This is a genomic window from Desulfitobacterium elongatum (genome assembly GCF_055378975.1).
This window is the reverse complement of the sequence record NZ_AP038772.1, coordinates 894,715-915,595: the sequence shown is the minus strand read 5'-3', so window position 1 is coordinate 915,595 and position 20,881 is coordinate 894,715. Positions and strand designations below refer to the sequence as shown.

The 20,881-nt window shown below is 44.7% G+C and carries 20 protein-coding genes; 6 read left to right on the top strand and 14 right to left on the bottom strand.

What is annotated here, in order from left to right; translation table 11 throughout:
- Window positions 1-127 precede the first annotated feature (127 nt).
- From ACZ42W_RS04155 to ACZ42W_RS04135, 5 genes are all read right to left on the bottom strand, one after another.
- Window positions 128-1,321 carry a MalY/PatB family protein gene (locus tag ACZ42W_RS04155; protein ID WP_464168741.1) on the bottom strand — a complete coding sequence of 398 codons (1,194 nt, stop codon included), beginning with the start codon at window positions 1,319-1,321 and terminating at the stop codon, window positions 128-130.
- A 385-nt stretch (window positions 1,322-1,706) separates the two neighbouring features.
- Window positions 1,707-1,940, bottom strand: coding sequence for a cell wall-binding repeat-containing protein (locus tag ACZ42W_RS04150; protein WP_464168739.1), 234 nt, complete (start codon window positions 1,938-1,940; stop codon window positions 1,707-1,709).
- A 57-nt stretch (window positions 1,941-1,997) separates the two neighbouring features.
- Window positions 1,998-2,741 (bottom strand): 4Fe-4S binding protein, encoded by a 744-nt coding sequence (locus tag ACZ42W_RS04145; RefSeq protein WP_464168737.1) that lies wholly within the window; start codon window positions 2,739-2,741, stop codon window positions 1,998-2,000.
- A 61-nt stretch (window positions 2,742-2,802) separates the two neighbouring features.
- Window positions 2,803-3,372, bottom strand: coding sequence for a TetR/AcrR family transcriptional regulator (locus ACZ42W_RS04140; RefSeq protein WP_464168735.1), 570 nt, complete (start codon window positions 3,370-3,372; stop codon window positions 2,803-2,805).
- 451 nt (window positions 3,373-3,823) lie between these two features.
- Window positions 3,824-5,110 carry an IS4 family transposase gene (locus ACZ42W_RS04135; protein WP_464168733.1) on the bottom strand — a complete coding sequence of 429 codons (1,287 nt, stop codon included), beginning with the start codon at window positions 5,108-5,110 and terminating at the stop codon, window positions 3,824-3,826.
- Window positions 5,111-5,291: 181 nt separating this feature from the next.
- Here ACZ42W_RS04135 and ACZ42W_RS04130 point away from each other — a divergent pair, with 181 nt between their 5' ends.
- From ACZ42W_RS04130 to ACZ42W_RS04115, 4 genes are all read left to right on the top strand, one after another.
- Entirely contained in the window at window positions 5,292-5,489 is a 198-nt protein-coding gene (locus ACZ42W_RS04130; RefSeq protein WP_464168731.1) for a putative holin-like toxin, read from the top strand.
- A 410-nt stretch (window positions 5,490-5,899) separates the two neighbouring features.
- Window positions 5,900-6,535 (top strand): TetR/AcrR family transcriptional regulator, encoded by a 636-nt coding sequence (locus tag ACZ42W_RS04125; protein WP_464168730.1) that lies wholly within the window; start codon window positions 5,900-5,902, stop codon window positions 6,533-6,535.
- Between the two features lies 1 nt (window position 6,536).
- Window positions 6,537-7,235 (top strand): ABC transporter ATP-binding protein, encoded by a 699-nt coding sequence (locus tag ACZ42W_RS04120; protein WP_464168728.1) that lies wholly within the window; start codon window positions 6,537-6,539, stop codon window positions 7,233-7,235.
- Window positions 7,235-9,475 (top strand): ABC transporter permease, encoded by a 2,241-nt coding sequence (locus ACZ42W_RS04115; protein WP_464168726.1) that lies wholly within the window; start codon window positions 7,235-7,237, stop codon window positions 9,473-9,475. Before ACZ42W_RS04120 ends, ACZ42W_RS04115 begins: the two co-directional genes overlap by 1 nt.
- Before the next feature lie 295 nt (window positions 9,476-9,770).
- Here ACZ42W_RS04115 and ACZ42W_RS04110 read toward each other — a convergent pair whose 3' ends face one another.
- The 4 genes from ACZ42W_RS04110 to ACZ42W_RS04095 form a co-directional block, all read right to left on the bottom strand.
- The gene (locus ACZ42W_RS04110; RefSeq protein ID WP_464168725.1) at window positions 9,771-12,107 is read right to left on the bottom strand and encodes an ABC transporter permease; all 2,337 of its coding nucleotides are present in this window, start codon (window positions 12,105-12,107) and stop codon (window positions 9,771-9,773) included.
- Window positions 12,104-12,787 (bottom strand): ABC transporter ATP-binding protein, encoded by a 684-nt coding sequence (locus tag ACZ42W_RS04105; RefSeq protein WP_464168724.1) that lies wholly within the window; start codon window positions 12,785-12,787, stop codon window positions 12,104-12,106. Before ACZ42W_RS04105 ends, ACZ42W_RS04110 begins: the two co-directional genes overlap by 4 nt.
- Before the next feature lie 64 nt (window positions 12,788-12,851).
- Window positions 12,852-14,087, bottom strand: coding sequence for a sensor histidine kinase (locus tag ACZ42W_RS04100; RefSeq protein ID WP_464168723.1), 1,236 nt, complete (start codon window positions 14,085-14,087; stop codon window positions 12,852-12,854).
- Window positions 14,084-14,776: a response regulator transcription factor gene (locus tag ACZ42W_RS04095; RefSeq protein WP_464168722.1), complete on the bottom strand. Its 693-nt coding sequence runs from the start codon at window positions 14,774-14,776 to the stop codon at window positions 14,084-14,086. The genes ACZ42W_RS04100 and ACZ42W_RS04095 overlap by 4 nt, the downstream gene beginning before the upstream one ends.
- 363 nt (window positions 14,777-15,139) lie before the next feature.
- Here ACZ42W_RS04095 and ACZ42W_RS04090 point away from each other — a divergent pair, with 363 nt between their 5' ends.
- Entirely contained in the window at window positions 15,140-15,223 is an 84-nt protein-coding gene (locus ACZ42W_RS04090; protein ID WP_464170860.1) for a putative holin-like toxin, read from the top strand.
- 209 nt (window positions 15,224-15,432) lie between these two features.
- On the opposite strand, the gene ACZ42W_RS04085 is transcribed toward ACZ42W_RS04090, so the two are convergent.
- The 3 genes from ACZ42W_RS04085 to ACZ42W_RS04075 form a co-directional block, all read right to left on the bottom strand.
- Entirely contained in the window at window positions 15,433-15,555 is a 123-nt protein-coding gene (locus tag ACZ42W_RS04085) for an FMN-binding protein (protein ID WP_464168721.1), read from the bottom strand.
- On the bottom strand, window positions 15,515-15,955 hold the full coding sequence (locus ACZ42W_RS04080) for a hypothetical protein (RefSeq protein ID WP_464168719.1): 441 nt from the start codon (window positions 15,953-15,955) through the stop codon (window positions 15,515-15,517). The genes ACZ42W_RS04085 and ACZ42W_RS04080 overlap by 41 nt, the downstream gene beginning before the upstream one ends.
- A gap of 813 nt (window positions 15,956-16,768) precedes the next feature.
- On the bottom strand, window positions 16,769-18,745 hold the full coding sequence (locus tag ACZ42W_RS04075; protein WP_464168718.1) for a methyl-accepting chemotaxis protein: 1,977 nt from the start codon (window positions 18,743-18,745) through the stop codon (window positions 16,769-16,771).
- A gap of 245 nt (window positions 18,746-18,990) precedes the next feature.
- Here ACZ42W_RS04075 and ACZ42W_RS04070 point away from each other — a divergent pair, with 245 nt between their 5' ends.
- A complete protein-coding gene (locus ACZ42W_RS04070; protein WP_464168716.1) occupies window positions 18,991-19,581 on the top strand; it encodes a TetR/AcrR family transcriptional regulator in 591 nt (196 codons plus the stop codon).
- 277 nt (window positions 19,582-19,858) lie between these two features.
- Here the strand turns inward: ACZ42W_RS04070 and ACZ42W_RS04065 are convergent, their stop codons facing one another.
- Both ACZ42W_RS04065 and ACZ42W_RS04060 read right to left on the bottom strand, forming a co-directional pair.
- Entirely contained in the window at window positions 19,859-20,434 is a 576-nt protein-coding gene (locus ACZ42W_RS04065) for a GNAT family N-acetyltransferase (RefSeq protein WP_464168714.1), read from the bottom strand.
- Window positions 20,435-20,457: 23 nt separating this feature from the next.
- A complete protein-coding gene (locus ACZ42W_RS04060; protein ID WP_464168712.1) occupies window positions 20,458-20,850 on the bottom strand; it encodes a GNAT family N-acetyltransferase in 393 nt (130 codons plus the stop codon).
- Window positions 20,851-20,881: the final 31 nt, after the last annotated feature.

The window sequence follows — 20,881 nt, the reverse complement described above, 5'->3', positions numbered from 1 at the left end:
ACCAAGTCATTTATGCTGAGATTTCTTCTAATACTTTTCCCATCGTTTCTTCTCCCAGGATTCCAACAACGATTGCTGCTGTAATGAAACATGCTGCCCCTATATACTGTGTCATTTTATTTTTCTATTATAACGTTTCGAGCGCAGACTTTAACTGTGTTAGAGCCTTTTCGAGGGTGGAGCGATGACAGGCGAAATTAAATCTTAGGAAGCCTGCTCCCTCTTTACCAAACCAGCGTCCAAAATCGACCGCAATTTTTGCCTTTTCAATCACTAAAGCATCAATCTCATCGGCTGAAAGTCCTGTTCCTCTGAAATCTATCCATACGAGATAGGTCCCCTGTGGTTTTAGGATCCGAACCCCTTTCAGATTCTTCTTTACATAGTCGATTGCATAGTCGATATTAGCTTCGACATGCTCAAGTAGCTCAGCAAGGTACTCTTCTCCATGGTTATAAGCCGCCTCTAGAGCTATGGGGCCAAAAATATTAAGGCTTCCCACCTGATTGATATCAAGCTGTTTGATGTACTTTTTACGAATTTTCTCATTCGGGATAATAATTGCCGAAACTTGGAAACCTGCCAGATTAAAGGTCTTGCTCGGTGAGTAGGCAGTTATCGAGTATTGATTGAATCTTGGATCCAGCTTTCCTAGAGGTATATGTTTATGCCCCTTTAAAATGAGGTCAGAATGTATTTCATCGGAGAAGATGAGGACTTCGTTGGCAAGGCAAAGCTCGCCAATTTTTCTTAGATCCTCTTCAGACCAAACCCGTCCGACAGGATTATGCGGGTTACAAAGGATGAACAATTTATTATTTGGATCCTTAACCTTGCATTCCAAATCCTCGAAATCAATGGTGTAGTTTAAGGTTTCATCATCCAATATTAAAGGGTTTTCCACGGTTATTCGTTTGTTATTAGTAATTGTTTGTTTAAATGGATAATAGACAGGAGGTTGGATGATGACCCCCTCACCCTCATGAGTAAACGCTTGAATCGCATAGGTAATGGCAGGAACCACACCTGCCGTTGGAACGATCCATTCCTTGCGAAGCTCCCAGTCATGACGTTTCAATATCCAATCGATGACCGCCTTATCGAAGGAGTCGCCCTTAGGTCTTGGATAGCCATAGATTCCAAATTGGGCTTTTTCCACAATGGCATTAATCACTTTCTCTGGAGTTCTAAAATCCATATCAGCGACCCACATGGGGATGCACCCCTTGGCATCTAAGCCAGGGAAGCGATCTTCGAAGGCATCCCATTTTGAACTTTCCGTTCCTACTCGATTGATATACTCCTCAAAATTATGTTTCATCCTCTATAAACTCCTTTGAAAGTATGAGTATATTATAAGTATAATGAAGTACTAGCATGTGTAAGAACTCTAGGTAGCTTGATGCGTAGTTGGGATGTCTTCAAGGAGTTCACTCCTCAGACTTTAAGAGTTACTCTAAAAACAACACACAATTAGTATATGCATTGTATACTATAACAACAGCAACATAAAGTCAATATGAATTACCACCTATTCCTATTTGTTTTATATATTTATCAGATAACTAGTCATACTATACCCTTATATTAGGAATTAGAAAGGACACAAAACAATGCGTTGAATTGTTTTGTGTCTTTTTAACTAAGTGTTTAATAGCAGATAAAATCTACTCTATCTCTTCTGCGTATTGTTCATCGTCCCAAGGTTAAGTTTGCTCAAGCCCAAATTCAATGCTGCTGACAGACAAAGCATCGGGGTAATTTTCCCCACTGACCAGCACCACATGGGTTCCTGCCTTGACTTTCAGTTGGTCCGCTATTTTGGCAGAGGTTTCGTAGCGGTCCTCTCTGGTTATTCTGATAACCTGCTTAAAACCGTTAGCTTTCTTATCCGCTTTCCAATTAACCGTATCACATTTTTCAGGAAAATTGTACCACACAATTGGCGGATGCCAAAGTGATGAAAAAGCGAAGGGAGCTGCAGGCCCATGCCTGCATCAGTACTGCAACCGGGCCGGGCAGAGCTTCAGACAGTTGAAACAGTAATACTGCGTGATATAGGAAGCCGCCTGATAGTATGGCATAAAGCCCTTGGCCATTTTCTTGCGTTCTTCTCGGTCCGCTTCAATGTATTGGTCCATAAACGCTAAATAGGAAATAAAAGAATAGGGCTGGGAGGCCTTAAGGCATTTGACAATGTTTGTCTTCCCTTCCTCGTCCAGGGCCTGGCCCGGACAGTTTTTGACACAAATATTGCAGCTGCTGCAGAAATTCTCCGTGATTTTTTCATCTGAGACCAGGTCCAGATCGGTAATCAGTGCGGTAAAGGTAACACGTGTGCCGAACCGCGGATGAATGACCAGATTGTGCCGGCCGAAACTTCCCAGTCCGGCAGCCACGGCGGCATGGCGCAAAGAAACCGCCGACACATCCCCGCGAGGAAAGGAATCCGGAATGGAGAGCAGCTTAGCCTTGAATTCGTCTTCGAGATAGCGGGCAATTTGATAACTGTGGGCCCGGGCAAATTCTTTCTTGTCCAGCCGGCCATTCATCGCCAGCAGCGGGTCCATGCTCTCACAGGTGGAGAGCTCCCGATAAGCCAGTACGATCAGAGATTTAGCCCGAGGAAAAAAGGTTTCGATCTTAGGGGTATTGGGGCTTATGTACTCGGAAACCTGAGCAAAGCCCACGTCATCTGCCCCCAGATTTTTAATGTACTCGCGGATTCTCTCTTTCATCATCCCACTCCTTCATTTGGTTTATGACCAAGGCTGTGTTTAACAGCCAATGCCAGACTCCCGCTTAAATCTCTACAACAGCGAGAAGATCCCTGTGCATTCGTCTCAGCTCTTCGATGTCCTTGCTGATCCGGTAAAACAGCAGATGCCCTTCATAAACGGCGAACGCTCTTTGGGCCAGAATGGCGGCCTGTTCCCCGGCCAGCCCGGAAAAGCGCAGGACATCGGCAAAGATATCCATCGTTCTCTCCATGGCTTCAGCATAATTTACTGCGACCTCAGGCTCTGAGAAAGCGATCTCCAGCCCCAGCACGGCCAGCGGGCAGCCGTAATTGCGCTTCTTTTCGGCTCCCTCGATAATGTCGGTTACGATGGCGGTTATAAAATCAGCCCACGTCTTCCCTTCCGCAGTTTTAGAAATCCAGTCATTGATTTTTTGGTCATAATAAGCGGCTACCTGAACAGCCAAGTCCTTTTTGCCAGCAAAATAAAAATAAAATGAGCCCTTGGGCAAACAGGTTTCCGTCAGAATCTCATTGATTCCGGTAGCGTTATAGCCCTTCTGCCAGAACAGCCGCGCCGCACAACGGATGATTTTATACCGGGACTGTTCGCCTTTGAGGTTCTTGGTCATCTTAGATACCGCCTTTATTGCTAGCTTAGATACGCCATATATATAAAATAATAGACCATTTGGTCTATTATTACAAGGCACCTTGATCATAAAAATGAAAAATAACTCATTTGAAGCCGCGTGCGACAACGGATTGCTCATTCGTCAATTGCACTTCCGGAACAGATAGCACAAGGAAATGGTCATGGACTGCTGGACCACCAGTCCATGACCAGAAAATAAGCAAATATCCAAATTGAGTTAATCCTTTAAGCCAAAAGAAGCTGCCCGTGGAAATGTGATATGCTCCCCTTTGAGTCAATGTCATTAAGTTAAGTAATTAAGAGCAGGTAAATGTATCAAAAAATGGTGAACACCATGATAAGTGTTCACCATTTTTATGATTTAAACATACCAAAAGCAGATGACGTTATAAGCCATCTGTACAACATGTAGTTATGAAGAGTTTTTGTTAAGAAATTCTATATGCAAACCCGACAGCATTTTTAATATTTTGATATCTTTCAAATACTCTGCCAGGACGTATCGGAGACATAAACTTTTGCACAATTTTCAAAAGACTTCTTTCAGAAATTTTGCTCTTGAAATACTGATAACAAAAATGTATAGCTTTAGCGAAATTGATTCTTTTATCTTTTGGATGTTCTACTTGATAAGATATTAAAGCTGCAAAATTATACATAATTAACTTCGAAAAAATTTCTTGAAGTACAAAATCTTGCTTTTTACTATGAATGCTGGCTAATCCAACATCATATTTTAATTCTTTGAATGAAGTTTCGATACCCCATCGCATTTTATATAATTCTTTCAAAACTTCAGCAGGAAATTCATTGGCAGGTAAATTGGTAAATAACGTTTCATAAGTGGTATCTGAAATTTTAAATCGAACGATTCTAAATTTCAAATCATACATCTTGTTTTCTCTAGGCAGTAAGTAATCAAACGTTGTATGAGGTTGAATCCAACGATATCTATCAGGATTTTCTTTAATCAATGCCATTGTATCTTTCGTTTTTCTCCGAGTAAGGGTGATGGTGGTTTCTTTATCGAATTCATCACTATCAGGAATTTCATATTTAATACCGTAGGATTCTTTCGAACGTATGATATAATTCCAATTCTTTTCTTGAAAATGGGCAATATTATTAAAAGATTCGTATCCTCTATCTGCTATAACAATAACACTTCCAGTTGTTTCAGATTTCTCAATCATTGATACTAGAGCCTTATGTTCATTCATACCTTTTTTACTTTGTATCGAAGCATCAACATAAATATGTTGCATCAAATCATACATAGCATCAAGATGAAGAAGATTATATCCTTTAGTATTTTCGTCATTTTTGATATGAGAATTATCGTCATTTTTATTTTTAGGTAATCTTATATCAGATCCGTCTATAGCAAGAAGACGATATCCTTTAAATAAAGTATGCTCGTCACATTGTTTAACCATTTCTCTAAAAATATATTCCATAGCTTTAGATGAAATTTTATTCCTTTGCTGAACAAAGGCAGAAACAGATGCGGTATCTTCTGCATAATCGAACCAATCATATATTTCTTTACATAAGCTCTTTCCACCCATGCCAATCATCATTTTAATGATTGTTTCAAATGATAGTTTTCGATTCCTTGTAAAGTCCTTTGATGGATTTTGCAAAAAATTAGATAGATCATCTGATAGACTTCTTATTATGTGTGAAAGTATTTCTTTTACTTCAGTTGGTTTCATATGCGTTCCTCCCACGAAACTTTATATTTCAAGGGCGAAGCCGCAAATTTTTGACTATTTGTCAAGTGTTTTTTATATGACTAGCAAAATATAAAAATAGAACGTTTACATCTGCTTTATCGATGTAAGCGTTCTATTTTGCTTAACTTAATGACATTGACTCAAAGGGGAGCATATCAAAATGATATGGACAGCTTCTTTTGGCGTTATCTTGAGAGCACTCATATGCTATAATTATTTTGTAGCAGAAAAGGCTTGCAGGGCGGTCGGCATTCCTCCGAAGGGAGGTGATGCCATGGAAGTATATGAGGCTTTAACACTAATGATCTCTTTTGGAGCATTAGTTGCTTTATTACTTACCTCCGATAGACGGAAATAGACCGCCCCGTTCCAAAGGTTTGCGGTCTATCCGTATACTTACCTTTTAGCCGACCGCTCTTCAAGCGGCTGTTACCTTGGAGTCATGTTCGCGCATGGCTCCTCTTTATTTATAGTATACCATAACCGAGGATATTATCAATTTTATATTTGTTTTTAGATTAAGGTATTAGCTGCTTCCGGTGCCTCTCTTGTAACAAAGCAGGATAGTACAAAAAGAGGATGAAAAGTCAAAGGGTAAAATTCATGACCACCCGAAATAATTGCCTACGAGGAGGAATGTGGTCATGTTGGATCATTTCACAACTTATTAAACACTAAACAAAACCCCTTGATTTTATGACTCATAAGTCATAAAATATGACTGTAAGGTCACACATTTTGATTAATAATAAAGGACGGTGCTGCTGAGTGCCCAAGAAAACATTTTTCAGGCTTGATGAAGAAAAGCAGGAGCGGGTGGTGCGGGCGGCGATCAGTGAGTTTCACGCCAACGGGTTTACGAAAGCCAAGGTCGAAACCATCGCGGAAAACGCCGGCGTGGCCAAGGGAAGCATCTATCAATACTTCGAGGATAAAAAAGAGCTCTTTATGTATGCGGTCACTTGGTCCATGGAGTACTTCATGAGAGAGATCAATAAATACACCCCCTTGCAGGATATGGATGTCTTTGACTATCTGCTCAGGGATGGCCGCCGACGTTTCGAATTGCTCAAACACGAAACCAGCCTGGCGTTATTCTATCAGGATGTCATGGCCGGAAAATTCGGCCGGCTGACCCAAACCATCAACGACGAGCTCTGGAAAATCGGGGATAAATATATCCTGCAGCTCATCGCTACCGGCAAGCAAAGAGGCACGGTCCGGAGCGATCTGGATGATCAGATGCTCGCACTTTTCTATAAGGGGGTTACCAGCCAGTTTGATGACTATGTCTTCAAAAAATTGGCCCAAAACAACTTTGATCTGAGCGATTCGGTCTATGAAGAAATCCAAGCCACCATTAACCAAGTGATCGAGCTCTTAAAAAACGGAATGGGGTGTTAATGTGTTTATTGACGTCACAGCCCTAAACAAAAGCTATAGAACGGAACAAAATACCCAGGATGTCCTGAAAGGCGTCGGCCTGCAGCTGGCGAAAGGCTCCATCGGCGTGATTCTGGGTCCCTCCGGCTCCGGGAAATCCACCCTGATGAACATCATCGGCGGAGTGGACCGGGCGGACAGCGGCCAGGTTCTGGTGGACGGCCGCCCCATCACTGGCTTGAGTGATGATGATTTGACAGAGTACCGGCGCGAAGATGTCAGTTTTATCTTTCAGTATTATAATCTGGTACCCAATCTCACCGTCAGGGAGAATATCGAAGTGGTAGCCAATATCAGCAAGTCCCCCATCGATATTGACCGGGTTCTCACCGCAGTGCATATGGCGGATTTAAGCAAACGCTTCCCCCGTGAGCTTTCGGGCGGTGAACAGCAGCGGGTGGCGATCGCCAGAGCAATTGTCAAAAATCCGAAGCTGCTGCTTTGCGACGAACCGACTGGGGCCCTTGATTTTGAGACCTCCAAAAGCGTTTTGAAGTTGCTGCAGGATATCAATAAGGAATTTGGCACAACCATCCTGATGATCACCCACAATGCGGCGATTGCCGGGATGGCCGATCGCACATTCAAAGTCAGAAGCGGTGAGATCACCGAAGTTCTTGACAATCCGGAACCGATTTCCGCGGAAAGGATTGATTGGTGATGCCTTTACTGAAAAAGGTTTACCGTACGATGCTGGAACACAAGGGCATTTATCTCGGCGCCCTCTATCTGGTCCTGATTGCCAGCCTGGTTTTTGTCACCATGGTTATGGTGGCCAGCAATCTGCAGACCGCCTTTGACTCGTTCACCACCGAACATCAGCTGGCCGATGCTGAGTTTTATCTTGATTCCGAAATCAATCTGCCGGAGCTGGAAAACCAATTCAACGCCCGGCTTGAGCAAAGCAGCGTGATTGATTATGAAACCAAACCGGGGCAGACCCTGAGAATTTTCTCCAGCAACGATGTGCTGAACACGCATGCCGTCCTGGATGGCCAAGATCTGGATGAAAACTCGATTCTCCTCGACAAAACCTTTGCCGGTGACAACAAAATCAAGATCGGAGACACCTTGAGCATCGCCGGTAGGGATTACCGGGTTGCCGGCACGGCAGCGCTGCCCAATTATATCTATGTGATCAAATCCAAAGAAGAGCTGATCAATAATGCCAAAGCCTTCGGCATTGCCGTACTCAGCAAGAGCAACGTGCAGGGAATCCCTGGTAAATCCGACTTTTATGCGGTCAGGTTCAATGACCGGGATAACATCCATCGGCAGGAAGCCGAGCTGAAAAGCTACCTCCTGACTCACGGCCATCAGGTCCTCAACTGGCAGAGTACGGAGAATAAAAGCCAGGTATCCCTGGTCAGGATGGAGATGAAAGTGCTGGGCATCATGAGCAAGGTTTCTCCCGGGGCCATCATCCTCCTGACCAGTATCCTGCTGAGCATTCTGCTGAAGCGGATGATTCAGAGAGAATCCACGGTCATCGGCACCTTATACGCTCTGGGCTATCGCAAGAAGGAGCTGCTCTCCCACTATCTGATGTTTCCGCTGATTATTACCGGCTATGGCGCAATGATAGGCGCTGTGCTGGGCATGTTCCTGATGAAATTTATGCTCAGATTTATGCTCGTCGCCTTCCCCATGCCGCTGCCGGCGATTGAATATAATTGGCCGGCCCTGCTCTTCGGGATAGTCATTCCGCTCCTGGTGGTCTGCCCCCCGGCCTGGCTAATCATTGCCAAACTGCTCGGGCGTACGCCCGCCGAGCTGATGAAAGGCAGTAAACTGTCCGAGAAAGCCAACTTCCTGGAAAGGTCCCTCAATCTCGATCGCTTCAAATTCAAGACCAAGTTCCAAATCAGAGAACAAGTCCGGAGCTTTTCCCGAACCGGCTTCCTGCTATTTGGGGTGATCATTGCCACGGTGCTCCTCCTCTACGGCCTGACCCTGCAAAGCTCACTGAGCTATATGCTGAAGGAAGGCATTCAGTCTCTCTATAACTTAAAATACGAATATGTCTATACTGAACCCCATCGCGGCGAGCCGCTGGCCGGAACGGAACAGTTCAATGCCGTCTATGTAACTCTGAAAGAAGACCGCAACAACAGCTTCGCCGTCGTCGGTGCCCTACCGGATACGACCCGGCTGAAACTGGAGGATCTGCAGGGCGGAAAACTAAGGCCGGACCGGGTCATCGCCACGAAAATGCTCGCTGACAAATTCGGGATCAAGGCCGGCGACGAGCTGCAGGTCGTAAGCGACGATACTTTAAAAGAGTACACCCTGAAGGTCGATGTGGTCGCCAGCTCCTATGCCGGTGAATTCCTCTTCATGCCTTTAGAGGATTTGAATGCCATGCTCAAGGTTCCCGGCGATACCTATATCGGAATCTGGTCGGATGAGCAGCTGACTTTCCCCCAAGGCACGATCCAAAGCACCAAATCGATGGATGCCATCGTCGCCGGCATTAAGAACATGATCAGCAAGACTGGCCTCCTGGTCTATACCATGACGGTCACCGCCTTTATCCTGGGCGTAATCATCATCTATATCGTCACCTCGCTGGTGATCGAAGAAAACCGCAATGTCATCTCCCTCTTCAAAATCTTCGGCTACAAGAAAAAGGAAGTCAATTCCCTGCTGCTTGACAGCAACCTTCTCCCGGTTATCCTGGGTTATCTCCTCGGTATCCCCATCCTGATGGGCTCTGTGACCGCCTTGATGAAAACCCTCTCGACCAGTCTGCAGATGACGATTCCGGTCCGGCTTAACCCGCTGTTCATCCTGGTGGGCTTCATCATCGTTTTGCTGACGTATCAGATTTCCAAGGCCGTGAGTAAAAAGAAAATCAATAAGATTCCGATGAGTGAGGCCTTGAAGGCCGGGATAGAGTAGGAAGAGGGCTATGTCCCTCCGCTCTGGGCGCGGTCAAAACGCCGGAGCAATTTGGCGGCAGCGATTTTGTAACCATGCTGGACCCTGCCGGACATCCTTTCTGCTTATGTGCCCAGGATTGATAAATTTTATCTCTCTTGCCCGGCAGCAGTGATTGTTTTATAGCGATATGAGCCTGCACAAAGACAGCTCCTCATAGGAAAACCAGAACTGTGAACACAAGCCATGCCTGTTCATAGTTCTGGTTTTTTTAAATACTTGTTAATGATTTTCCCTGAATTACAGTACTCACATTTTACTGGGCGCTGATTGTCTCAACAATGGACATATTCCGGATGCGTTTGGCCGGACCGCGTACGGCCAGCACAGTGGTCACCATGACGATGGCCACGATGATTCCAATTGTATCCCAAGGAATCTGCCACGGATCACCCCAGCGGAAGGTTACCATCTGTTCAAACAGGCGTTTGTGCAGCGGCAGGCCCAGAAGGCAGCCGGCCATACTGCCTGCCACGGCATAAACAGCCGCCTCTGCCGTCACCACTTTGACCAACTGACGGTCGCTCATGCCGATCGCCCGCAGCGCACCGTACTGTTTGATCCGGGCCGCCATGCTCATCGCAATGCTGTTGACAATGTTGAAAATGGTAATCAGGGCGATAATAATCAAAAACCCGTAAATGAACAGCGCCAGCGAAAAATATGCGCCTCTTCCTTCGCGATTGCTCAAGCGCTGATCGGAAAATTTGAGGTCTGAACCAGCCAGAGTACGAATCGCCTCTACATCTTCATCGGTTGCCTGGCCGGAAAGCTGCAGATCGATGATGGTATAGTCTGTTCTACCGGTCAGCTGCCGAAACGTGGATTCAGAGCAAATAACCGTCTCCACCCCCTCCACCCGGTCAAAGGGACTGGAAGAAAGCAGCCCCGCGACGGCGACTTCCTGGTGACCCTCTTCCAAATCAAGGGTCAGAATATCCCCAACCTGCAGCGAACTTGCGGGATCGTAAACCACCAGAACCTGGTTATCTTTCTGCCTGACATCTTCAAGAGAGCCCTCCAGCAAGCTGTCCCGTGCCCAGGCAAACTGATGCTCCTCATAGGAAATCAGGTTGACGACTTTTTCCTGTCCTGCTACTTCAGCCGGAACATTATAGGCAAACATCCGCCCATAGACCCGTTTGACTTGCGGATTATCCCGTAACTGTCCGGCTAGGCTGTTTGCTATCGAGACGGTATTGTCCGGGCTGATGAGGGAGAGGTCCGGCGTCCATGGTTTTAAGGGTTTAATCGCGTGGTTCATAAAATCAACTGCTGCGGAAAAGCTGAGAAACAGCACAATACTAAGGGCAAAAGAACTGACCATTAAAATAAAATTCCTGGTGCTGGATCGGGCATGATGAATGCCCAGGGCCGTCTCCACTTTGAAGAAGGTGATCCTGGTGGCCTTGCGGTTAAGGTGAATGGCATCGGCGTTGCCGGAAACCGCCGCCAAAGGCGAGACGCACGCCGCCTTGCGGGCCGGTGAACGGGCAGCAAGCAACACCGTCAGAATACCTACGGCAACGCCGGATATCAGGCCGATCCAGCTGATTCCCAAAGTCGGCATTTCGGCAAAGTAGCCGGGACTCAAAAATTTCAAGACGGCACAGAGAATCCAGACAACCGCAGTTCCCAGGCCCAGACCTAAAGGAATTGCGGTTTTGCACCATTGCAGACCCTCCCGGCGGACAAAGCGCATAATCTGCTTCCTGGTAGCACCCAGGCAACGCATCAGGCCAAAAAATTCCGTCCTCTGCCTGACATTGCTGTTCAGGCTGCCGGTGATCATCAAAACTCCGGCCAGCAGTACCACTACGAACAAAACAGCGGCGGCGCTGTAAAGCGCAAGCACATAATTGTTGTTGCTTTGACCGAGCACTGCGAGTAGATTGCCATTTTGCAGAACTTGCTGTTCGGTTAATTGAAACTGCCGGGCAATATCCGCGATCACGTTTTGCATATTACAATAGGGGGAAAGCTGCACGATGAATTGATTGGAAGATCGCTCTGGGGGGACAGCGGAACGGAACCCCTCCGGTGTTAACAGAGCAGCATAGGCATCCTGCTTTAATAATTGGGAGGTGCTCGCTACAAAGCCGGCGACGGAAAGCTGCAACGGCGCTGCGGCCGGGCGCTCCAGAGTGACCGTGTCGCCCAAGCCGATCCCTAAAGCGCTTTGGGCGTTTTCAGTTAAGATAACCTGATTCTTTTCCGTTGGGTAGACCCCGGCCACCAGTTCCGTAGGAAACATATCAGCCAGGACATTTCCGTCCAATCCGTCTACCCTGACCGCTTTGCCGGAAATTGTATATTGCTCCTGCCCGTCCTGATAGGCATACCACCCGGCCGACTTTACCTCCGGCCGGGCCGCGATCATCGCCGCAGCCTGTTCATCGATTCCTCTGAACATAACGTGCCAATTCCCATTACCTTTAATAACCTGCAGCTGCTGGCTGCGGATTTCCATATCGGCCATCCCGAAAATGGCTGTGACCAGAAATACGGCCAGCACGATACAGATCCGGGTCATTTTGTTATGCTTTTTGTGAACTTGGGCGGCAACAGGGATAAGATCAAGATAACTTTTCATGCCCTGATCCCTCCCAAATCGCTGAGAACACCGTCCGTTACCCGGAGCACCCGGTCTGCCGCGGAAGTCAGACCGACATTATGGGTAATCATTAAAATCGTCTGCTGATAACGGCGGGACGCTTTCAGCAGCAAGTCCATGACGTCCTGGCTGTTTTTCGTGTCCAGGTTGCCGGTGGGCTCGTCAGCCAAAATCAGCATGGGTTTGGCAATCAGCGCCCGGCCAATCGCCGCCCGCTGCTGCTGGCCACCAGAAAGCTGGCTGGGCAGATGCCGGCGCCGTTCCGCCAGACCCAAAAGCTCTAAAATCTCATTGACTGCTGATGGATCAGGTTTCTGATAGTCCAGGAGCAGCGGGAAAATAATATTCTGTTCCACGGTCAATTCGGGAACCAAATGGAAGGACTGAAAGACGAAGCCGATATTTTGACGTCGGAAAACAGTGCGCTGCGATTCCTTCATGGCAAGCAAATCCTCACCGTCAAGGCAGACCCTGCCGGCAGTCGGGTTATCCAGGCCGCCGATACAATGCAGCAGCGTACTTTTTCCTGAACCGGACTCACCGACCACCGCTGCAAACTCCCCTTTGTCCATCGTAAAGGAAACATCCTTTAAGGCCTCAACCCGTGCTTCCCCCTTGCCGTAGGTCTTGCTCAGGTTCTCTACTTTTAATATTTCCATCCTTGGCATACCCCCTTTCCCTCCCAGAATATCAGGTACAGCTTACAATCCGGTGAATGGCAGCTTACGATTCTGTAAGAAAGGCAAGGGTAAAGGTCGTACCGGCCTTGGGGGCGCTCTGAACGGACAAGGTCCCTCTCTGTCCCTCAACGATAGCTTTGGCCAGGGGCAGACCAAGCCCGACGCCCTGTCGGTCCATAGCATTCTTGCTCCGGTAAAAGCGTTTGAAAATATGATGGATATCCTCCGGCGCAATGCCTCTTCCATCATCGGCAACCGTAATACGCATCATGGCCGGGGAACGCTCCCAGAAAATCCGAATCTGCCCGCCGGGTTCCGTGTGGTCTAAAGCGTTCTTAACGATATTCCCCAGGGCCTCGCTGGTCCAGGGCAAATCGCAGGTGATCCGCTCTTCCAGTTGGCCGCTGACGCTGATTTGCTTCTGCTCCCCGGCCGCACGGGTTGTTAACTCTTGGGTAGCCCGGGCCACGATCTCCGCAACCAGACAGGGCTCTTGCTTAAAGGCAATACTCCCGGCGTCCAGGCGGGTAATTTTCAAAAGGGACTGGATCAGTTGTTCCATGCGCTCCAGAGCCGCCGCCGTCTTCCGGGAGAACTCGGTTATGGTTGAAGGCTGATCCGGCTCGTCCGCCATAATTTCATTATACAGATTGAGGGCGGCCAGCGGGGTTTTGAGCTGATGAGCGATATCCGAGATCGTGTTTTTTAAAAACTCCCGTGTTTTGGCTTCGGTTTCCCCTTTGGCCTGCAGGGCGGTGGCCAGGTTATCTACGGAAGCAAACAGCTGATAAAGCGTGCCTTCGTCGGCCCAGGGCAAATGCGCCGTGAAATTCCCCTCCGCAAACTGCCCAACGACTCGGCCCGCCTGCTGATACAACCGCTCTCTTCGGGCGAGAAAGGCTATGGCTAAAGCAAGGAGAATTCCGCTAAAGGCCAGGGTGCCGGACAAAACATATTGAAGGGTGATATTTTCAAAAGCTGAGACAGCCGGCAGAAAACGGACGGCAGTTTCTTCCGTATAGCCCAGCCGGATCAGCAATTCCTGACCCGGCCCACCCCCGCCGTCCTGCGGGTTGGCCAGGGCGGAGGCGATCACTGCCGGGGACACGCCTTGCTTTAAAAGAGAGCCGGCCAGCGCGCTGTCATGGGAGAGCAGTATTTCCTGGGCGGCTTGAGTCTGCTTCAGGGAGAACAAACCGCTGAGGGCGGGCAGGAGGATGGCCAGAGCGATCAGGGCCAGGAAAAACCGGCGGGACTGTTTTTCTCGTAAAAAGCTCATCCCGCCACCTCTTTCCACTGGTAGCCAAAGCCGCGGACTGTGAGCAGTCGCTCCGGGCGGGACGGCTCTTCTTCCACCTTTTCCCGCAGACGGCGGATATAGACGGAAAGCGTGTTATCATCGACAAAATCTCCGCTTCCGTCCCACAGCTCAGCCAGGATAACTTTCCGGGTAACGATACGTCCGGCATTGCGTACCAGCAGACAGAGCAACCGGTATTCGGCGCCGGTTAATTCCAACGACTGGCCTTTAAGCAGCACCCGGCTGCCCAGAAGATCAAGGGCAATATCCCCGCAGCGGAAGATGGCGGGACCGGTTTGCCTGGCTGCTCCGGCCCGGCGCAGGAGCGCCCGGATCCGGGAACACAGCTCTCCCAGCTTAAAAGGCTTGGTTATGTAATCATCCCCGCCGCTGTCCAAGCCGCGGATGACATTCACTTCTTCATCGGAAGCGGTCAAAAAGATAATCGGCACCGGATTCCCCTGCCGGCGAACCTGCTCACAGACTGCAAAACCGGTGCCATCCGGCAGGGTGACATCAAGCAGCAGTAAATCATAGCGGTTTTTTAAAATCAACTGCAGAGCATCGGTGACTGTGCGGGCAATTTCTAATTCAAATCCGTTTTTCAGCAAAGCGTATTGCAAACCGTCAATCAAGCTGATATCGTCTTCAACCAATAAAATACCCATCTGCGCCCTCCCTTTGGCTAGTCAGCCATGGTTCTTGTACTTAATTCCATATTTTCAGCGGAAATGCCCTTATCACTGACCAATATTCATAAGTAGCCTAAAACTTCTCTGTTCCTTATCGTCCAGCAAGCAAAAGCATACCTTTTCCCCTTTAGAGTTAGGATCCCTTTGCTAAAAGCATCAGACTCCCGCACAGAGCTTGGTAAATATACCTTTCTTCCTGAGGGATGGGGTTATTTAAAGAGACCGCCCAGCACCCTGCCGAGAAAAAGCACTCTGCTGAGAGCGCTTGTATGCTATAATTATTTTGTAACAGAAAAGGCTTGCAGGGCGGCCGGCATTCCTCCGAAGGGAGGTGTTGCCATGGAAGTATACCAGGCTTTAACGCTAATGATCTCTTTTGGAGCATTAGTTGCTTTGATACTTTCCTCCGATAAAAGGAAATAGACCGCCCCGCACAAAGGTTCGGTCTATTCCGCAATCTTCTTAAGCCGACCGCTCTTCAAGCGGCTGTTACATTGGAGTCATGTTTCCCGCATGGCTCCTCTTTGATTATAGTATACCATAATCAAAGATATTATCAATTTTATATTCGTATTTTGACATCAGAAGGCCTTGGCTGAACTTTCCGTTTCAAGCGGGATTATTTCATATTGCTATTGTGCCTGCTTCAGCGCATTTTCCACTCCCTGAAGATAAGCTTTCGAGGTCAGGGTTGCGCCACTGATATGTCCACCTTCAGGGTGTTTGTGTAATTTCAGACTCAAACCAATAATCACGAGATCCTATCTTCATACTTCCGGTAATATCTAATTCCAGATCAGAATCAAACCCTTCTAATACTGCCAGATCTAACTGACATAACAAATTTCCTAGTTCTATGTTCTTTAAGCAACAATAATCATCTGCTGAACAATGGATTATACGGTACTGATCACTGCCACTTTGTATTATACATGTTTTCCGGTGACAGGAAAGGACAACCCCATATCCTGTCAGAAATGACCTGAGATTTAGTTCTAACCCCTGCAATTCTATATACTCTTTGATAGCTTTACCCAGTTCAATACCATATTTACATAACAAGGTCGTCATTTCCTGGTCAGGTTTATCTTTTGTGGCAAACTCCTGTAGCATAATATCTACTGAATGCTGTATAGTATTTAAACTCTCGTTCATTTTATCTAATCACCCCCTCCAACGACTATAACCAGAAAATCCACTCAGATTTACGAGAAGCCCGTTCGTTTGCTACAAATACGATTGTAATTCGCTACTTAAAGTTATCAATCACTCACCTATAAAAATAGACCACTCCCTGAAATGAATCAGGAAGCGATCTCTGTCTTTTCAGTCAATCGCAATATCCTAGTTTTTTTATAGGTTTAGTTTATACTCCTTTATATGATTTGTCAATACTATATCCCCCTAAATAGTCAATATCGGCTTCTTCCCTATATAAGCAGCTCAATCATCGAGATTATGCGATATTTAAGCAACAGAAAACCCAAAGATTGAAACCCTGCTGCTGTTGAGATCTGATCGTAAGGGTCCAAATAAACTACTCTACTTTTTCTGAGTATTGGTCATCGTCCCAAGATTAAGCTTGCTCAAACCCAAATTCAAGAGCAGTGCCCCTTAGGATACGATTCCCAAAGATAACCCAATCTCAATCAAATCTGTCTACCTTTAGGGGAGCATACCACATCTTCTTAGTCAACTATAGCTTTTTTTAACCCTCCTTGACAAAGGGTAACTTTATTCCATAATAGTCTTTTTTATTTCTGATTAGTGTTCAGAAATGTAGCGTTTAATAAAAATAAGGGTATTGGTACTTAAAATCAAAATGAATTAAGTTCCAATACCCTATACTCTTTATAGTATGATTAATCTCAAATGCCCATTGTATCTGGATTATAGTCAACGCTTATGGGATAATGCAAATAGATTTTTTACATTATCCCTTTATTCCAGTGATTTCTAAGCAAGTGACTACATTCTAAATATAGAAACTGCTTTATCTAGTTCTTGCCCCAACAATGCTAATGAATTTGCGGATGCTGCAATTTCTTCCGTTGTTGCACTTAATTCTTCGGTACTCGCTGAAACTTCCTCTGCTCCAGCAGCATTTTCCTCAGAAACTGCAGCTATAGATTCGATAGTTTCGGAAATGTCCTTTATATGCCCACCAATTTTTTCTGAGGAAGCCTTAATTTCTTCCATGCGTTCCCCCATTGATCCTACTATAGCAGTGATACTTGTAAAAGATCTATGGGTATTCTCTACCGCAAGCTCCTGTGATTCAACCACAGTTTTAGCCTTATTCATTTGATCAAATGCATCTTGGGCACCATTTTGAATCCCTGCGACTATCTTGGCAATTTCTTCTGTTGCCTGTTTAGAACCCTCGGCCAATTTCCTTACCTCATCAGCTACAACAGCGAATCCCCTTCCGTGCTCACCCGCACGAGCAGCTTCAATGGCAGCATTAAGAGCAAGCAAATTCGTTTGTTCAGCAATAGCCGAGATCGTGCTTAAAATAACTCCAACCTCAGCAGATTGTTTCACTAACTGTTCAATAGCGTTAGAGACTTGTTGTGTTACGGCGAGGCTTTCTTCCATCTTCTGATTTTGATTTATTACCGCTTGCATGCCTTCATCAACTGATTCTTTTGCTGCCTTAGCGCCTTCTACTGTTTTATTAATCATAGTATTCACACTTTGGATAGCGTTGGCGATCTGATCAACCATTTGTACAATTTGTTGAGAGCTATTTGCCTGATTACTAGCACCAGTAGCCATTTCCTCTATAGATCTGGCAACCTGCTCCACCGAAGATGTCGATTCTTCAGTCGAAGCGCTTAATTCCTGTGCCGAAGCAGTTATTTGACTTGAGCTTTGATGAACTTCGGAGACAATGTTTCTTAGATTTTCAGTCATAATTTTTAAAGACCGTCCAAGAACACCGAGTTCGCCCAAAAAACCTTCACTAATGTTTACATTCAAATCACCTGTAGCTAGAACATCAGTCTGCTGAGCTAAGGCCACTATTGGTTTTGAAATCTGTTTACTAATTAACCAGGCTAATAATACAACAATTATTCCTACTCCTAATCCTATTGTCAAACTTAAGTATAAAAGCTTAGAAGCGAAAGCATAAAATTCATTTGTAGGAGCAGTTAGGACCAAACGCCAACCTGTTTTTGGAATACTTGTGTAAACCACTTCCTTTTGTATATTCTGAAAGGTATATTCTCCATTTCCCTGATTTGTTTTTAACATTGTAAGGCCTATTTGATTTAGGCTTTCGGCATCAGATTTTGTGACATTTAATTTAAGAATTTGCGATTTATCAGGGTGAGCAATAACAAGGCCCGTTTTATCAACCAAGTAAGCGTATCCTGTTTGACCATATTTTGCATTGTCTATTATGGTCTTTATGGCATCACTTTTTAAACTCAGAACTAATACTGAAGTACCTTGCTTTCCCTTTATAGGTATTGCAATAGGAACAACATTGTTATTTGTACTCTTGGATACCAATAAAGTTGAAATAGTAGGCTGACCCTGAATTGCCGTCTTGAAATAATCACGGTCACTAATATTTAATGTTGCTCCTAGTGAATTGACTGCCTGGCCACTACTATCTGCCCAAATAAGAACCTCTGCATAAGGTGTCGCAGCGGATTCCCGTTTCAAATAATCAATTATTTGTGCTTTATCCCCTGACTCAAACACAGGGTCTTGACCTATATTATTTGCCACTTCTATCTTTTCATTTAACCAATCATTAAGAACATCGGCAGTTAGATTCGCCGTCGCATTCATATTACTAATAGCGTCATTAGTCATATTAGTCTTGCTTGTTAAATAATTAAATGTACTAATACCTATAAGAGGTACTAGTGAAAAAATAAGGAACCATATAATCAATCTTCCACCAATCGAGTTTAAAAATTTAATCTTCATCCTTTTGATAACATCCTCTCATTAAAATATTAAATTGACTGTAAGTATAGGACTTATAAACTCGGAAGAATTTAGACAGGTCGTTTACTGTATGTAAGTTATTACTTTCATACTTATATTATAATCACTTTTTCTTAAGTTTTTGTCGCAATTTGTCGTTTATTAAATATTTTTAAATAGTTCTCACTTTTCTTATAAATCTTGATAAAATGGAGTCGAAATTAATTAAAAGAGGTAACTAAGTTATGGTTTCGAAATTGGATACCCGTAAAAAAATTCTTGATTGCGCTTTAACTCTATTTAGCAAGAATGGTTATAGGTTAACAACTATAAAAGAAATAGCAGTATTAGCCAATGTTAATGAAATTACTGTATTCCGTCATTTCCAAACAAAAGATGGATTGCTCGACGAAATTTTTAAGTCTTACTCCGACGTATCAGTTCTTTATGACTTACTATTCGGTCACTTATCAGGTAATTTAAGTGTTGATCTAAGGTATATTTGCAATACTTTGATTGATTCAATTCTTGAAAATCACCTTTTTATTGAGTTTTGTTTAATTGAAATCTCATTAAATTCACCCATAGCCATTGAAGTACAGACCATCCTTACTTCATACATCAATTATTTAACCGATTATCTTAATAAAATATCTGATCAAGGGATTATTCCCAAATCAAACTTTCAACTGTATTCTCAAATGTTTCTAAGCCTAGTACATCAATTTGCTTTTTCTAAGTTTGATCAAATAGATATTTTCTCATCAGCACCTCTTGATAGAGATGAGTTTGTTAATACTTTAGTTGATCTTTTTGTTATAAGACTAAATAAATGATTAAAGATGTGAGACGGCTGAGTTTCATTTTTTGTACTTCATATGGAACTGTATAAAAAATTGGGTACTGTCTCTTAAAATCACTCAAAGACAATACCCATACTTTTTTGTACCTAAACTCTCTAAACCTTGATGTATAAGGCTTTGAGAGCTATTTCTAACTATTTGTTGCTTTAATTTATTGACCCTTGTTGCTTACAGCCGCTTGAGCCGCAGCTATCATCAAGGACCAACCTCGGTTTTTAATAGTTTACCCTTTTCCAATACCTCCACTCCCTTATTTTGTGAGTTGAGAGTTTTTCAAATAATCATCTGCAACCAATCCATACATAGAGTAATCACAAATTCCTTGATTGTTCCAGTCCCCTTGTTTCACAGTACCTTCGTACTGCAAACCACACTTTTCCATAACTTTTCCGGAATTAGGATTAAGTGGATCATGTCTGGATTCAACCCTATTTACTCGAACCTCTTCAAAGAAAAAACTAATCAATTTAGAAAGTGCTTCAGAGGTAATGCCCATATACCACCATTTTTTACCTATGCAATAACCTACATGAACCATTCCAATGCGTTTATCCATCCTAACAATGCTAATACTTCCAATCGGCTCCGGGCCGTTTTCTTTGAGCACAATCGCCCATTGGTAAAATGTATCGTTCTCATATTGGCTAATCCAGTCTCTCAATACATCCGATGAAACCTTAATATTATCATGTGGAGGCCACGTTAGAAATTTTGTCACATCTGGGTCATTCGCCCAATTTCTATACATTGGTTCTGCATCACTTAATTCAAACATGCGTAGTATCAACCGATCTGTTTCGAGCCATTTTGTTCCAATATTTCTCATCTGATTTTTCTCCTATACATTATTCATTCAACTCGATTATAAACCAAAGATAAATTGGCGTCCTTAAATCCCATATGCTTGTAAAAATCTACATTTTCAGAGTCACCTCTAAGAATGTAAGTAACCATTTTACTACTGTTAAGAATGTTTGAAATAAGTCCCTTACCAATTCCCCTACCGCGGTATTCTTGGTCAACTATAACGTTATTTATTTGGCCATTGAATACATGATCAGTAACGCATCTAGCGAAACCAATCATATTCCCCTCATCCCAAGCAGTGACAACGATTTGTGAATTCTCAACCATTAACTGTAGACGGTCTAGATCCGATGTTTTATCTGTCCAGCCTGCCTGGTTGAAGAGTTGTACAAGATGTTCAAAGTTGACCTTCTTCCCCAGATTATATTCAATCATTCACATCCCCCCAAATCCTGCCCTAACAGCA

Bases quoted from the DNA above. Each gene is read 5' to 3' on its own strand.
- ACZ42W_RS04100 (WP_464168723.1), bottom strand. From the start codon at position 14,087: ATGAGCTTTTTACGAGAAAAACAGTCCCGCCGGTTTTTCCTGGCCCTG.
- ACZ42W_RS04070 (WP_464168716.1), top strand. From the start codon at position 18,991: ATGGTTTCGAAATTGGATACCCGTAAAAAAATTCTTGATTGCGCTTTA.
- ACZ42W_RS04090 (WP_464170860.1), top strand. From the start codon at position 15,140: ATGGAAGTATACCAGGCTTTAACGCTAATGATCTCTTTTGGAGCATTA.
- ACZ42W_RS04095 (WP_464168722.1), bottom strand. From the start codon at position 14,776: ATGGGTATTTTATTGGTTGAAGACGATATCAGCTTGATTGACGGTTTG.
- ACZ42W_RS04110 (WP_464168725.1), bottom strand. From the start codon at position 12,107: ATGAAAAGTTATCTTGATCTTATCCCTGTTGCCGCCCAAGTTCACAAA.
- ACZ42W_RS04065 (WP_464168714.1), bottom strand. From the start codon at position 20,434: ATGAGAAATATTGGAACAAAATGGCTCGAAACAGATCGGTTGATACTA.
- ACZ42W_RS04145 (WP_464168737.1), bottom strand. From the start codon at position 2,741: ATGATGAAAGAGAGAATCCGCGAGTACATTAAAAATCTGGGGGCAGAT.
- ACZ42W_RS04135 (WP_464168733.1), bottom strand. From the start codon at position 5,110: ATGAAACCAACTGAAGTAAAAGAAATACTTTCACACATAATAAGAAGT.
- ACZ42W_RS04075 (WP_464168718.1), bottom strand. From the start codon at position 18,745: ATGAAGATTAAATTTTTAAACTCGATTGGTGGAAGATTGATTATATGG.
- ACZ42W_RS04080 (WP_464168719.1), bottom strand. From the start codon at position 15,955: ATGAACGAGAGTTTAAATACTATACAGCATTCAGTAGATATTATGCTA.
- ACZ42W_RS04105 (WP_464168724.1), bottom strand. From the start codon at position 12,787: ATGGAAATATTAAAAGTAGAGAACCTGAGCAAGACCTACGGCAAGGGG.
- ACZ42W_RS04155 (WP_464168741.1), bottom strand. From the start codon at position 1,321: ATGAAACATAATTTTGAGGAGTATATCAATCGAGTAGGAACGGAAAGT.
- ACZ42W_RS04060 (WP_464168712.1), bottom strand. From the start codon at position 20,850: ATGATTGAATATAATCTGGGGAAGAAGGTCAACTTTGAACATCTTGTA.
- ACZ42W_RS04115 (WP_464168726.1), top strand. From the start codon at position 7,235: ATGCCTTTACTGAAAAAGGTTTACCGTACGATGCTGGAACACAAGGGC.
- ACZ42W_RS04130 (WP_464168731.1), top strand. From the start codon at position 5,292: ATGATATGGACAGCTTCTTTTGGCGTTATCTTGAGAGCACTCATATGC.
- ACZ42W_RS04140 (WP_464168735.1), bottom strand. From the start codon at position 3,372: ATGACCAAGAACCTCAAAGGCGAACAGTCCCGGTATAAAATCATCCGT.